The organism is Nocardiopsis sp. M1B1 (assembly GCF_052466615.1).
This window is the reverse complement of sequence record NZ_CP196194.1, coordinates 5440480-5453507: the sequence shown is the minus strand read 5'-3', so window position 1 is coordinate 5453507 and position 13028 is coordinate 5440480. Positions and strand designations below refer to the sequence as shown.

General features: G+C 72.1%; 12 protein-coding genes. 11 read left to right on the top strand and 1 reads right to left on the bottom strand.

Annotated features, from left to right (window positions below):
• The first annotated feature begins 85 nt into the window (after positions 1 to 85).
• The 7 genes from ACSTA4_RS23595 to ACSTA4_RS23565 all read left to right on the top strand — a co-directional run bounded on the left by ACSTA4_RS23595 (position 86) and on the right by ACSTA4_RS23565 (position 7230).
• On the top strand, positions 86 to 937 hold the full coding sequence (locus ACSTA4_RS23595) for an SOS response-associated peptidase (protein ID WP_444961063.1): 852 nt from the start codon (positions 86 to 88) through the stop codon (positions 935 to 937).
• Between the two features lie 360 nt (positions 938 to 1297).
• Positions 1298 to 2971 (top strand): phosphomethylpyrimidine synthase ThiC, encoded by a 1674-nt coding sequence (gene thiC / locus ACSTA4_RS23590; protein ID WP_444961062.1) that lies wholly within the window; start codon positions 1298 to 1300, stop codon positions 2969 to 2971.
• A 551-nt stretch (positions 2972 to 3522) separates the two neighbouring features.
• Positions 3523 to 4404, top strand: coding sequence for a phosphate/phosphite/phosphonate ABC transporter substrate-binding protein (locus ACSTA4_RS23585; RefSeq protein ID WP_444961061.1), 882 nt, complete (start codon positions 3523 to 3525; stop codon positions 4402 to 4404).
• A complete protein-coding gene (locus ACSTA4_RS23580; protein WP_444961060.1) occupies positions 4401 to 5276 on the top strand; it encodes a phosphonate ABC transporter ATP-binding protein in 876 nt (291 codons plus the stop codon). The genes ACSTA4_RS23585 and ACSTA4_RS23580 overlap by 4 nt, the downstream gene beginning before the upstream one ends.
• Positions 5273 to 5554, top strand: coding sequence for a hypothetical protein (locus ACSTA4_RS23575; RefSeq protein ID WP_444961059.1), 282 nt, complete (start codon positions 5273 to 5275; stop codon positions 5552 to 5554). The genes ACSTA4_RS23580 and ACSTA4_RS23575 overlap by 4 nt, the downstream gene beginning before the upstream one ends.
• 57 nt (positions 5555 to 5611) lie before the next feature.
• Positions 5612 to 6436 carry a tyrosine-protein phosphatase gene (locus ACSTA4_RS23570; RefSeq protein WP_444961058.1) on the top strand — a complete coding sequence of 275 codons (825 nt, stop codon included), beginning with the start codon at positions 5612 to 5614 and terminating at the stop codon, positions 6434 to 6436.
• Positions 6437 to 6612: 176 nt separating this feature from the next.
• Complete coding sequence (locus ACSTA4_RS23565) at positions 6613 to 7230, top strand: TetR/AcrR family transcriptional regulator (RefSeq protein WP_444961057.1); 618 nt, start codon at positions 6613 to 6615, stop codon at positions 7228 to 7230.
• Positions 7231 to 7273: 43 nt separating this feature from the next.
• On the opposite strand, the gene ACSTA4_RS23560 is transcribed toward ACSTA4_RS23565, so the two are convergent.
• Positions 7274 to 8095: a methyltransferase domain-containing protein gene (locus ACSTA4_RS23560; RefSeq protein WP_444961056.1), complete on the bottom strand. Its 822-nt coding sequence runs from the start codon at positions 8093 to 8095 to the stop codon at positions 7274 to 7276.
• 312 nt (positions 8096 to 8407) lie between these two features.
• On the opposite strand from ACSTA4_RS23560, the gene ACSTA4_RS23555 reads away from it, so the two are divergent.
• The 4 genes from ACSTA4_RS23555 (at position 8408) to ACSTA4_RS23540 (ending at position 13018) form a co-directional block, all read left to right on the top strand.
• A complete protein-coding gene (locus ACSTA4_RS23555; protein ID WP_047869444.1) occupies positions 8408 to 9124 on the top strand; it encodes a sigma-70 family RNA polymerase sigma factor in 717 nt (238 codons plus the stop codon).
• A complete protein-coding gene (gene rsrA / locus ACSTA4_RS23550; RefSeq protein ID WP_248771833.1) occupies positions 9121 to 9432 on the top strand; it encodes a mycothiol system anti-sigma-R factor in 312 nt (103 codons plus the stop codon). Before ACSTA4_RS23555 ends, rsrA begins: the two co-directional genes overlap by 4 nt.
• An 842-nt stretch (positions 9433 to 10274) precedes the next feature.
• A complete protein-coding gene (locus tag ACSTA4_RS23545; protein ID WP_444961055.1) occupies positions 10275 to 11684 on the top strand; it encodes an HD-GYP domain-containing protein in 1410 nt (469 codons plus the stop codon).
• Positions 11684 to 13018 (top strand): HD-GYP domain-containing protein, encoded by a 1335-nt coding sequence (locus tag ACSTA4_RS23540; RefSeq protein WP_444961054.1) that lies wholly within the window; start codon positions 11684 to 11686, stop codon positions 13016 to 13018. Before ACSTA4_RS23545 ends, ACSTA4_RS23540 begins: the two co-directional genes overlap by 1 nt.
• The last annotated feature ends 10 nt before the right edge of the window (positions 13019 to 13028 follow it).

Below are 13028 nucleotides of genomic sequence, written 5' to 3'. Positions count from 1 at the left end.
TCCCCGGTGCTCCAGGGATGGGAAACACCGGCGGATACGGGTGTTCCGGGAGAGAAGGAGCTGTTTCGACCGTAGGATCACACCCATGTGCGGTCGTTATGCCCAGTCCAGGAACGTGCACCAGTTGCAGCTCGCCTTCGGCCTGCCCGAGCAGGCCCTTCCCGAGGAGACCGATCCCCGGGCGTGGCCGCCGCTGGAGGAGCTGGACCCGGACTACAACATCTCGCCGGGCAGGCCGGTGTACGCCGTGCTCGGCCCGCCCCCGCAGGCCGAGGACCGGGGGGAGCCGGGGCCCCGCTCCCTGCACACCATGCGCTGGGGCCTGGTGCCCTCCTGGGCCAAGGACCGCAACATCGGCTACCGGATGATCAACGCCCGCAGCGAGACCATCGCCGACAAGCCCGCCTTCCGCACGGCCTTCCGGCGCCGCCGCTGCCTGCTGCCCGCCGACGCCTACTACGAGTGGCAGCTGATCGGCAGGGACGGGACCGTGCAGGCCAGCACCTCGCCGGTCACCGATCCCCACCACAAGAAGCGCAAGGCCAAGGCGGACAAGAAGCCCTACTCCATCCACTACCCCGACGACCGGCCCCTGGCCATGGCGGGGATCTTCGAGCGCTGGCGCGACCCGGAGGTGGCCGAGGACGACCCCGCCGCGTGGGTGTGGAGCTGCGCCGTCGTCACCACCGAGGCCGCCCCCGAGCTCGCCCACATCCACGAGCGCATGCCCGTCGTCGTGCCCCCCGAGGACTGGGCGGCCTGGCTGGACCCGGCGACCGGGGCCGACGAGCTGGCCCACCTGCTCCAGGACACCCCGGCCGACCGCTTCGACGTGGACGAGGTCTCCACCGACGTCAACAGCATCAAGAACAACCGCCCCGACCTGCTCGAACCGCTCTCCGAACCTGGGGGAGACGAGCCGCAGACGCTCTTCTGACCCGGGGGAGAGCGGCACGGACCCGTGCCGTCCGCGCCGCCGGGAGGACGGTTCCCTGACCCCGGGGCACCGGACAGCCCCGCCCTGCGGCTCCCGTCCGTCCGCGCCGCCGGAAGTGGCGCGCGGGGGACACTTTTGTATCCCGGGGAGGGTGGACAGTCCCGCTCCGCGGCCGGATACAGTGTCGGGGGCCACACGGGCCGGGGACCGCCCCGGTCCCGCGTGCCCGGGGCGCCCCAGGCGTCCCCACATCTTCATACGCAACGCGGGAGCTCGCGCCATGGCGGGCTGAGAGGGCGACTCAACGGTGTCGCCGACCGCAGAACCTGTTCGGGTAATTCCGACGTAGGGAGGCATGCCATGACGGCTCTCGAAGGCCGCGACGTCAGTTCCACCGCCGACCACCGGGTGACCACCGGTCCCATCATGGGATCACGCAAGGTCTACCGGGAGGTCGCCACCCCCGAGGGGCACACCCTCCGCGTCCCGCAGCGCCGGGTGGAACTCAGCAACGGCAGCCACTTCGACCTGTACGACACCTCAGGCCCGTACACCGACGACACCGCGCACATCGACGTCCACCGGGGCCTGGCCCCCACCCGCGGGGGGTGGGCCCACGCGCCCGTCCCCTCCGGCGGCGCGACCACCCAGCTGGCCCACGCCAAGGCCGGGACCATCACCCCCGAGATGCGGTTCGTGGCCGCCCGGGAGGGCGTGGAGCCCGAGTTCGTCCGCCGGGAGGTGGCCGTGGGCCGGGCGGTCATCCCCGCCAACCGGTGCCACCCCGAGTCCGAGCCGATGATCATCGGCAAGAACTTTCTGGTCAAGATCAACGCCAACATCGGCAACTCCGCCGTCACCTCCTCCGTCCCCGAGGAGGTGGAGAAGATGGTGTGGGCCACCCGCTGGGGGGCCGACACCGTCATGGACCTGTCCACCGGCAAGCGCATCCACGAGACCCGCGAGCGCATCCTGCGCAACTCGCCCGTCCCGATCGGGACCGTGCCCATCTACCAGGCCCTGGAGAAGGTCAACGGCGACCCGGCCGCGCTGAGCTGGGAGGTCTACCGCGACACCGTCATCGAGCAGTGCGAGCAGGGCGTGGACTACATGACCGTCCACGCGGGCGTGCTGCTGCGCTACGTGCCGCTCACCGCCCGCCGGGTCACCGGCATCGTCTCGCGCGGCGGCTCGATCATGGCGGCCTGGTGCCTGGCCCACCACCGGGAGAGCTTCCTGTACACCCACTACGAGGAGCTGTGCGAGATCCTCCGGGAGTACGACGTCACCTTCTCCCTCGGCGACGGGCTGCGGCCGGGGTCGATCGCCGACGCCAACGACGAGGCCCAGTTCGCCGAGCTGCGCACCCTGGGCGAACTCACCCACATCGCCCGCGCGCACGACGTGCAGGTGATGATCGAGGGGCCCGGGCACGTGCCGATGCACAAGATCGCGGAGAACGTGCGCCTGGAGGAGGAGCTGTGCGGCGAGGCGCCGTTCTACACGCTCGGCCCCCTGGCCACCGACGTCGCGCCCGGCTACGACCACATCACCTCCGCGATCGGCGCCGCGCAGATCGGCTGGCTCGGTACGGCGATGCTGTGCTACGTCACCCCCAAGGAGCACCTGGGGCTGCCCGACCGGAACGACGTCAAGACCGGCGTGATCACCTACAAGCTCGCCGCGCACGCCGCCGACCTGGCCAAGGGCCACCCCAGGGCGCAGGAGTGGGACGACGAGCTGTCCAAGGCGCGGTTCGAGTTCCGCTGGCAGGACCAGTTCCACCTGGCCCTGGACCCCGAGACCGCGCAGTCCTTCCACGACCAGACCCTGCCCGCCGAACCGGCCAAGACCGCGCACTTCTGCTCCATGTGCGGGCCGAAGTTCTGCTCCATGAAGATCACGCAGGACGTGCGCAGGTACGCGGAGGAGAACGGGCTGGAGACGGTGGCCGCCATCGAGAAGGGCATGGCCGACAAGTCAGCGGAGTTCGCAGAGCAGGGTAAGCGGGTCTACCTGCCCCTGGCCGACTAGGGTCTGTTTTTTGAACCGGTCTCAGCTTGTGGGGGTCGGTTCGGGCGCCCACGGGGTTCTGGAGGTGCCGGAGACGGGTTTCCGTGGGGGAACTGCGCCGTAGGCGTCGTTTGAGGGTGGTGGTGGGTGACGGGTGGGCACGAGCGAACCCGTCGTAGGCGCCGAAGGTTCCCGTTCTCCGGGCGCCCGGACACGGACCGAAGCGGAGCGGAGGTCCAAAAAAACACTGCCTAGGGGCGGCGCGGCGAGGGAGGGGGCGGGGGCGCGGCGGCGTTCCCGCCCCCTCCCGTGCGCCCCCGTCGGCGGAGGACGGCCCGCGGCGGTCGCTCCGAGGGGCGCCGACCGCGGGGTCGGTGACCGGCCACCCCCGTGTCACCCCCGCTCCACCGGGGTTTTCCTCCCCGTACGACCTGGGCTTTTCCGTCCGCGGCGGCGAGCATCAGCGTTCACCTGACGGCAATTAGTGCACCGCCGGTATCGAAACCGCCGGTTCACGAATCCCCTGTTGCCTCGGAGGCGTCACATTCCTGCCTCCGCCAAGGAGCGACGGTATGCACCGCCACCCCCGTCCAGCCCTCACCGCACTGACCGCCCTCTCCGTCCTCGCCCTGGCCGCCTGCGCGCCCGCCGAGGGGGACACCGCCGACGAGGCGCTCGTCTTCGCCTTCCCGCCCGGGACCGACGACCCCGAACAGCTCGCCCAGGTCGAACCCGTCTCCGACCACATCGCCGAGGCCACCGGGCGCGAGATCGTCACCGAGTCGCCCGCCGACTACATGGGAGTCGTCGAGGCCCTGCGTCAGGGGCACGTCGACGTCGCCCTGCTCAGTCCCTTCGCCACCGCCATCGGCCAGCAGGCCGGGGGCCTGGACGTCGGCCTGGTCTGGGAGGCCACGGACGACCCCGCCTCCGTGCTGCTCACCCGCGCCGACAGCGGGATCGAGACGGTCGCCGACGTCGAGGGCCGCCAGGTCGCCTTCGTGGACCCCGGGTCCACCACCGGCCATTTCATGCCCCGGGCCCTGCTCAAGGAGGAGGGCCTGGAGGCGGGGACCGACTACGAGATGACCTTCGCGGGCGGCCACGACTCGGCCGCCCTGGCCCTGGCCCAGGGCGGGGTCGACGTCGCGGCGACCTCGGCCATGCTCGTCGGGACCCTCACCGAGGCGGGCGTCATCGACCCCGAGGAGGTCGTCGTCCTGGCCGAGAGCGGCCCCATCCCGGTCGGCGTCACCATCGTCTTCTCCGAGGACCTGGACGAACGCACCCGCACCGCCGTCGTCGAGCGGCTCCCGGAACTGGTCGAGGGGGACGAGGCCCTCACCACCCTGCTGGGCGAGGGTGAGGCCATCGCCGACCCGGACGCGGAGGTCTTCGCGCCGCTGCTGGAGGTCGCCGAGTCCGTCGGCCTCGAACTGGAGGACATCCGATGACAGCCGACGCCACCACCGCGGCCTCGCGGACCCCGCGCACCGACCGGGGCACGGCCCCGCCGACGGCACCGGTCGTCGGTGTCCGCGGCCTCACGGTCGTCTACGACACCGCGCCCGTCCTGGACGGGGTCGACCTCGACGTCGCCCCCGGCGAGGTCGTGGCACTCCTGGGCCACAGCGGCTCGGGCAAGTCCACCCTCATGAGGGCGCTCACCGGCATGGCCCCCGTGACCTCCGGAGAGGTGCGTGTGGCCGGACGCGAGGTCACCGCGCTGCGCGGACGGGCACTGCGCTCCCTGCGCGCCGACGTCGGCCACGTCTTCCAGCACTTCCACCTGGTGCCCCGTCTGTCCGCCCTGACCAACGTCCTGACCGGCGGGCTGCACGAGGCCGGTCCCGCGTCCGGGATCGGGGTGTTCTCCCGCGAGCAGCGCGTCCGCGCCCTCGCCCTCCTGGACCGGGTCGGGCTGGCCGACCAGGCCCGCCAGCAGGCGCGCACCCTCTCCGGCGGCCAGCAGCAGCGGGTGGCCATAGCCCGCGCCCTCATGCAGGAACCCGGACTGATCCTCGCCGACGAGCCGGTGGCCTCCCTGGACCCGCGCCTGGCCGGCTCCGTCCTGGGGCTGCTGTCCGACCTGGCCCGCGAACGCGGTGTGCCCGTGCTGGTCAGCCTGCACGTGGTCGCCCTGGCCCGCCGCTACACCGACCGCGCCGTGGGCCTGCGCGAGGGCCGTGTGGTCGCCGACCTGGCCTCCGCCGACCTGGACGCGGCGGCCGTGCGCGAGATCTACGGCGCCGACACCGAGTTCGGCACCGACGACGGGCCCGCGGTGCGACGCGGCGCCGCCCCGCTCCCCGGAGGTACCGCGTGACCAGCCGCCCCGAACCCGCGTCCGCGACGGACACCGCATCCGCGCCCGAGGCCTTCGCCGCCGACGGCCCCAAGGGCAGGGGCGGGCCCGCCGAGCTCCCCGAGGACCTGCGCCGCCTGTCCTCTCCCTGGCAGTCCCCCGGACTGAAGGGCACGCTGACCACCGCCCTGCGGCTGTACGACTTCGGCCACCTGTGCGCCATCGTCATCGGGATCGTCCTGCTCGTGACCGTGATCGACCGCCTGAGCGCCCTCGTCCGCGCCCGTCTGACCGCCTGACCCGCGCCCGTCGGCGGTCCATGCCACCGGCGGGCCGCCCTTCGAACCAGGAGCACCATGAGCACCACAAGCCCCGAGAACCCCGCTCTTCCCACCGATGTCCCCTCCCTCCCCGTTGCCGTCGAGCCCAGCGTCCCGGTCAACTTCCGCGACCTGGGCGGCGTCGCCGTCCGCGGCGGCCGGACCAGACCCGGCCTGGTGTTCCGCAGCGACGACCTGGCCACCGCCACCCCGGACTTCGTCCGCTCCGTGTGCCTGGAGCGGGGCATCGGCCACGTCATCGACCTGCGCTCCTTCGGGGAGGCCGCGGCCACCGGCAGGGGACCGTTCGCCGACCCGGAGGTCACCGGGCACACCGTGGCCTACCACCACATCCCGTTGAGCGTGGACCTGACGCCCGGAGGGCGCGACCTCGCGAACGCGCCCGCCACCCCGGAGGGCGTCGCCGCCTTCTACGCGGACATGGCGGACCGCTCCGCCGCGTCCCTGGCCACCATCCTCACCCTCCTGGCGTTCACCGACCGGCCCGCGGCCTTCCACTGCGCGGCGGGCAAGGACCGCACCGGGGTCCTCGCGGCCCTGCTGCTGGGCGCGGTCGAAGCCGGTGAGGAGGCCCTCGCCGAGGACTACGCCCGTACCGACGCCGTCATGCCCGGCATCCACCTGCGGCTGGCCCACCTGATGGGGCCGCTGCTGGCTGGGCTGGGAACGGACACCGCGGCCCTGGGCGGCCCCATGATGCGCGCCGACGCCGAGACCATGCGCGCCTTCTGGAGGACCATGGCCGGGCGGCACGGCGACCCGCTGGGCGGGCTGCGCGCCGCCGGGCTGGACGAGGACGTCGTCCGCCGGTTGCGCGGACGCCTCGTGCAGGACGCCTGAACGACACCGGGGGCCGGTAGGGTCCTGCGGTTCGGTCCGGGAGGGGGCGACTGTCCCCTCCCGGGTTCCGGGCCCGGCGCCGTGCGGCCCCCGCGGCGCGGCGCGACGGTCCGCGCCGCCGGACGAAGCACCCGGGGCGATCCCCCGGAAGGACTACCGAGACACCGAGGAAACCCATGCCCACGCAGCCCGCACGCGGTCCGGGACGCCCACGCGAGGAGGCCGCCGGGCGCGTGCTGCTGGACGCGACGGTCGAACTCCTGTTGGAGCACGAGGACCCGGGCCGGGTGACGGTCGCGGCGATCACCGACCGTGCCGGGGTCGCCCGCGCCACCCTCTACCGGCGCTGGGACTCGCGGGAGGAGCTGATCGCCGAGGCCCTGGACAGCGTGCGCGAGATGCCGCGCATCGCCGACACCGGAGACCTGCTGGCCGACCTCGAACCCTGGTTCGGCCCCGAGGCGGTGGACGACGACCCGCGGATCCACCGGCTGATCCGCACACGGCTGATCCAGGCGCTGAGCAACCCCGAGCTGCGCCGGGTGTACTGGGAGAGGTACATCCGCCCGCGCCGGGAGCCGCTCATGGCCCGGCTGCGCGCGGAGGCGCACCGTGGAGGGCTGCCCGCGGACACCGACGTGGAGACGCTCGCCGAACTCATCGCGGGGGTGGCGTACTACCAGATGTTCGTCCGGCCCGACGACGGGCGCTACCTCGACCGGATGCGCCGGGCCGTGCGCCTGCTTCTGGGTGTCCACGGCGGCGGGCGCGCCCCCGACGAGGGGGCGGGCTGAGGCGCTTGCGGCGGGCGCCGCTCCGCTACCGGCCGGGTGCGCCCTAGCCGGGCTTGCGCGCGCTCGCCACCAGGTGCACGCCCACGTAGTCGTCGGACTCCGTGGCGCGCAGCTCCATCTCCACCAGGCGTCCCATCGACCTCGGGTCGCGCGCCAGCATCATCTCCACCGTGGAGGCGGACAGCACCGTGCGGGGCTTGATCCACTCCAGTTCCAGACCGGCGTCGGTGAGCGCCTCGGTGAGCTGCTCGGCCGTGAAGCACCGCGTGATGGAGCCGTCCGGCCAGGGCACCAGGAGCACGTCCGCGCTGGGCGCGTGGCTCAGCTCGGGCCAGCGGTCCTGCTCGGCCAGCATCGCCATGCCCAGCACCACCGAGTCCACGCACAGCAGGGCGCGGCCCCCCGGGCGCAGCACCCGGCTGACCCGGGCCAGCGCCTCCTCGGTGGCCAGGTGCCGGGACAGCACCCGGTTGTCGGCGATGACCCCGTCGAAGGAGTCCGGGGCGAAGCTGCGCAGGAAGGCGGAGTCGCCCACCACGTGGCGCAGCCGTCCGCGCCGGGCGGGCCGGGGCACCACCGCGCGCCCGTTCACCAGGGTCAGCGGGCGGCGCACGGCCACGTCCACCGACGGCAGCAGGGTCACCACGTCGTGTCCGGCGGCCACGGCGCGCGGGGCGCCCTGGTAGTCCGCGCCGGAGAGGTCGAGCAGCAGGGAGGGGGTGTCGGGGAGCCACCGGGCGACCTGCGCCTCGGCGACCGCCCAGTAGAACCGCCAGTAGTCCGACAGGCGGTCGGGAGTGGCGAACTGGGCAGCCGTGGAACGGGGGCGGTCGGAGGCCGGGGTCGGGGACGGTCGCACGTGCACTCCTCTCCCATCCTCCAGGTGTCCTACCCGCACTCTGCCATGCCTCACCTCCGGTGACGGAGGTAAACGACAAAGTTCGCCCAAGGAGGGGACCTTCGTCCCCCCGCGGCGCGGAATCAGCTCGGGCGAAGCGTTGTTCTCCCCTACACCGCGCCCGGAGCAGCAGCGTCCGGGTGCGCCACACGCGAGTATGCGGGGGAGGGCCGACAGACCATGCCGACAGCCGGGACGTGCCTGGAGCGCGAGGAGACGGTGTCGGCGCCACGCGGCGCCGATGCGCGGGTCCGTGCCATGGGACCGTATCGTTGGGGTATGGACGCCCCAACCGGGACCAGCGCGAGGAGGCCGACGGGCTTGGAACAGGGCCAGGAGCAGGAGACAGCCGAGGAACGGGAAGAGCGCTTCGAGAGGGACGTGCTTCCCTTCCTCGACCAGCTCTACTCCGCGGCGCTGCGGATGACCCGTAACCCCGCCGACGCGGAGGATCTCGTACAGGAGACCTTCGCCAAGGCGTTCGGTTCGTTCCACCAGTTCAAACAGGGAACGAACCTCAAGGCGTGGCTCTACCGCATCCTCACCAACACCTTCATCAACTCCTACCGCAAGAAGCAGCGCGAACCGAAACAGGCGGGGACCGAGGACGTCGAGGACTGGCAGCTGGCGCAGGCCGCGTCGCACACCGCGGCGGGCCTGAAGTCGGCTGAGGCCGAGGCGCTCGAACACCTCCCCGACACCGACGTCAAGCGGGCGCTCCAGGAGCTGCCCGAGGACTTCCGGATCGCGGTGTACCTCGCCGACGTCGAGGGCTTCGCGTACAAGGAGGTCGCCGAGATCATGGGGACGCCCATCGGGACGGTCATGTCCCGGCTGCACCGCGGGCGCCGCCAGCTCAGGTCGATGCTGGAGGAGTACGCGGTGGAGCGGGGGTTCCTGCCGGCGAGGGCGGCGGCCGAGGCCGGCGCGGTCGCCTCGGGGACGTCCCCGCGCGGACGGGGACAGGACGTCTCGGATCGAGGAGACCGGCAATGAGCGGCGGCCACGGCGAACACAGCGACACCCCGTGCAGCGAGGTGCTCGCCAAGCTCTACACCTACATCGACGGGGAGCTGGAGGAGGGCAACTACGAACAGGTGCGCGAGCACCTGGACGGGTGCGGGCCCTGCCTCGACGAGTACGGGCTGGAGGAGGCGGTGAAGAAGCTCGTGGCCAAGCACTGCGGCTGTGATCCGGTTCCGATGGACCTGAGGGACAAGGTGCTCAGCCGCCTGGCCCGGGCACGCACGGAGCAGTTGGCGCGGGAGGCGCGCGTGGAAAGCCCGGGCACCGCGCCCTCCTGAGGGGCCGGGCAGGAGCGAGCCCGGTATCCGACGAAACCTGGCACACCTGGTGGCGGAAGCTGGAATTCCAGCTTCCGCCACCTTTTTGTTGGATTTCGTACCCGGTTCCGTTATTAGCGCGCTCTGAAGTGATGTGTGGCTTTTATGTACTTTTGTGGGAATGTCGTGCCGTATTCCCCGTGCCTGTCGGGTTTTTGGTCAGGCGCTTCCCGGCCGTGTTCCCGCCTCCTCCCCCGACACGCCCGGCACGCCCGGGCCGTTCCCGGTCGTGACCCACTCGGAATGTTTTTTCTGTCCGGATCCGGACACCGTTTCGTTTGGTTACCTGGGGTAGTCATGCCTGGTGGTTCCGGTCGGTGGGCGGCGGGGCAAGCGCCGAGGCGGTTGATCTTCGTGCACCTCCGCCTCCGGGGGTGTGGTTACCCAGGGTGATCGAAGCGCACCACTAATTGAATTCGTAATTCCATATTCCGGAACTTGGTGCCAGTGGGAGGGGGTGCGGTGACGGTAGTTCGGGTTGGGGGTAATCGGGGCGCTGTCGTTGCCCGTTAAACTGGACGCCATATCCAACGAATGGGGTAATTTACGCGGCGTGCCCGGGGAAAAAGACGGTGCGCACGCGTCGGGGGAGAGGGGACAACGGTGTTCTTCGGCATGCTTCACGCGGTGATGGGAGTTCTTTGGGTGGTAACCGCCTTCAGTGGATGGTCCTGGTGGTAGAACAGAACCGGTGAAACCATGACAGTCCGGTCGTCGTCGGCGGGGGGTGAACGGGGGTGCGGGCTCTTCCTGGGGGCGCGCGTGTCTACGTCGGAATCATCGTTGTCAGTGCTGTCACCATCATGCTCATCGGTCCCTACACGGGACTGGATCTGCACACACTGGTCCTGATCGCGATTCTCTTCGTGGTCGCGGAGTCGATCAGTACGGCGGTCCTGACGGGCGTCAAGGCGGGGATCTCGCCGAGTTCGGCGGTCTCCCTGGCCGCCGTCGTCCTGGTCGGACCGGTCGGGGCGGCGGTGGTCGGTTTCGCCTCCTGCTTCGTCATCCGCAAGCAGAACCTCGTCAAGAGGGCGTTCAACGGAGCACAGTTCGCACTGGCGGCCTACGCGGCCGGACACGTCTACCTTCTGCTTGGCGGAACGGTGGGAGAACCCGGCCGGGAGGACTTCCCGGCCATCGTCCTCCCCTACGTCGCGGCCGTCCTGACCCACTCCCTGGTCAACTCGGCGCTCGTGGCCGTCCTGATGTGGACCCTGGGCGTCGTGCGCCCCGGAGGCTCCCGGGGCCGGTTCGACTGGCGTCCGCTGGTGGGGGTCGAGCTCTCCTCCATGGGCTACCAGATGCTCGGCCTGGCCATCGCCGCGGTCTGGGGCGGGGTCGGCCTCATCGCACCGCTGCTGGTGCTGCTCCCCCTGTTCATCGCGCGCTGGACCTTCGCCCAGCAGCTGGACGAGGCGCGCGCGCACGAGGCCACCCTGGCCACCCTGTGCCAGGCGGTGGAGACCAAGGACTACTACACCCGGGGCCACTGCATGCGCGTGGCCGAGGGCGCCGCCATGATCGCCCGGGAACTGGGCATGCCCGCCGACCGGGTGCAGAAGATCCGCTACGCCGGGATGCTGCACGACATCGGCAAGCTCGGAGTGCCGACCAAGGTGCTGCAGAAGACCGGCAAGCTCACCGACGACGAGTACGCGGCCATCAAGCTGCACCCCACGCGCGGCTACGAGATCGTGCGCGAGATCAGCTTCCTGGACGAGGCGCTGGCCGGGATCCGGCACCACCACGAGCGCCTGGACGGGCGCGGGTACCCCATGGGGCTGGTGGGGATGGAGATCCCCGAGTCCGCGCGCATCATCAGCGTCGCCGACGTCTTCGACTGCCTGACCTCCACGCGCTCCTACCGCAGGGCGTGGTCGGTGGAGGACGCCGTCGCCGAGCTGCGGGCCTGCGCCGGAACCCAGTTCGACCCCAGGATGGTCGAGGCGCTCGTGCGCGCCGTCGAACGCGAGGGCTGGGAGACCCCCGACATCGCCGAGCCTCCGGGCGGCTGCTACGGGTCGGAGGCGGCCGAGCGCTCCGTGGAGGAGTCCGGCCGAACCGGGGGACCGGAGGAGGTGTCCGCCGACGCCTCCGCCCAGGAGCGCGCCGCCGGTGAGCCGTCCTCCGCAGGGGCGGCGGCCGACGAGGCCGCCCCCGCGGACGCCGCGGCCTCCGCCGAGGCAGTGACGGGCGGGCGTGAACGATGATGACGCAGAGACAGTCGGACGGGACCCGGTCGGCCGGATCCGTGCTGAGCGGCCCCGAGGGCGGCGCCCTCAACCACCAGCGCCCGCGCGGGCCGATCTGGCGGACCTCCCGGCCGGTGCGCGCGGCGCTGGTCGGCTCGGTGGGCTCGGGCGCCCTGGCCGCGCTGGTGTGGACGGCCTCGACCGGGGTCGTGGAACCGCACGTGGCGCTGGCGTTCTGCCTGGTCGTCGCGGCCGGTGAGCTGGCGCGGATCACCCTGCCGGGCCACCGGGAGGTGGCCCCCATCGCCTCGGCCGGCGCGATCAGCTACGCGTTCCTGCTGTCGCTGGGCTCCGGGCCGCTGCACCACTCCGCCTGGCAGGTGGTGGCGGTGGTCGCCCTGGGCGTGGCGCTGGGCGAGCTGCCGCACATCGCGGTGGGCCGCAGCCCCCGGGTGGAGGATGTGGCCCGCAGGGTGCTCGTCGCGGCGGCGCTGGCGACCGCCTTCCGGCCGCTGGCCGACCAGCTCCACCTGTCGGGCCCCTCGGTCACCGCCACGCTGCTGATGGCGGCGCTGGTCATGCTCGTCTGGGCGGCGGACTCCCTGCTGGCGGCGGTGCTGCGGGCCGAGCGCCTGCGCACCAGCGCCTCCGTCGCGGTCCGCGACGAACTGCGCGCCCAGTTCGCCACCGGCGCCGCGATCGGCTCCAGCGGCGTGCTGATCGCGCTGGCCTGCACGGTGACCGGCCTGGGCGGTCTGCTGGTGTTCATCGCCCCGCTGCTGGTCTCGCAGGTGGCCTTCCGCCGCCACGCGGAGGTGCGCCGGACCTACCTGGAGACGGTCCGGGCGCTGTCGCGGGTCACCGAGGTGGGCGGCTACGTGGAGAACGGGCACTCGCGCCGGGTCAGCCACCTGGCGCACGGGATCGCCTGCGAACTGGGCCTGGCCGAGGCCGAACTGCTGGAGCTGGAGTACGCCGCCCTGATGCACGACATCGGCCAGCTGTCCCTGCGCGAGCCCATCGCGGGCGGCGCCACCGTGCTCGCCTCGCCCAGGGAGCAGCGGCGCATCGCCGAACTGGGTTCGGCGATCATCCGGGAGACCGGCGTCCTGGACAACGTGGCCGAGACGGTCCGCCGCCAGTGCGAGCCCCTCGCCGGGGACGGCGACGAGGGTGTCCCGCCGCTGGGCAGCCGGATCATCAAGGTGGCCAACGCCTTCGACGACCTCGTGGGCGACAGCGGCGACGCCGAGCGCCGCACGGCGGTCCTGGAGCGCCTGCGCATGGACACCGACAGCGAGTACGACCCCCGCGTGGTGGACGCGCTGGCCACGGTGCTCTCCCGGCTCTGACCGTTCCTGA

Bases quoted from the DNA above. Each gene is read 5' to 3' on its own strand.
- ACSTA4_RS23595 (WP_444961063.1), top strand. From the start codon at position 86: ATGTGCGGTCGTTATGCCCAGTCCAGGAACGTGCACCAGTTGCAGCTC.
- thiC (WP_444961062.1), top strand. From the start codon at position 1,298: ATGACGGCTCTCGAAGGCCGCGACGTCAGTTCCACCGCCGACCACCGG.
- ACSTA4_RS23585 (WP_444961061.1), top strand. From the start codon at position 3,523: ATGCACCGCCACCCCCGTCCAGCCCTCACCGCACTGACCGCCCTCTCC.
- ACSTA4_RS23580 (WP_444961060.1), top strand. From the start codon at position 4,401: ATGACAGCCGACGCCACCACCGCGGCCTCGCGGACCCCGCGCACCGAC.
- ACSTA4_RS23570 (WP_444961058.1), top strand. From the start codon at position 5,612: ATGAGCACCACAAGCCCCGAGAACCCCGCTCTTCCCACCGATGTCCCC.
- ACSTA4_RS23565 (WP_444961057.1), top strand. From the start codon at position 6,613: ATGCCCACGCAGCCCGCACGCGGTCCGGGACGCCCACGCGAGGAGGCC.
- ACSTA4_RS23555 (WP_047869444.1), top strand. From the start codon at position 8,408: ATGGACGCCCCAACCGGGACCAGCGCGAGGAGGCCGACGGGCTTGGAA.
- rsrA (WP_248771833.1), top strand. From the start codon at position 9,121: ATGAGCGGCGGCCACGGCGAACACAGCGACACCCCGTGCAGCGAGGTG.
- ACSTA4_RS23545 (WP_444961055.1), top strand. From the start codon at position 10,275: ATGCTCATCGGTCCCTACACGGGACTGGATCTGCACACACTGGTCCTG.
- ACSTA4_RS23540 (WP_444961054.1), top strand. From the start codon at position 11,684: ATGACGCAGAGACAGTCGGACGGGACCCGGTCGGCCGGATCCGTGCTG.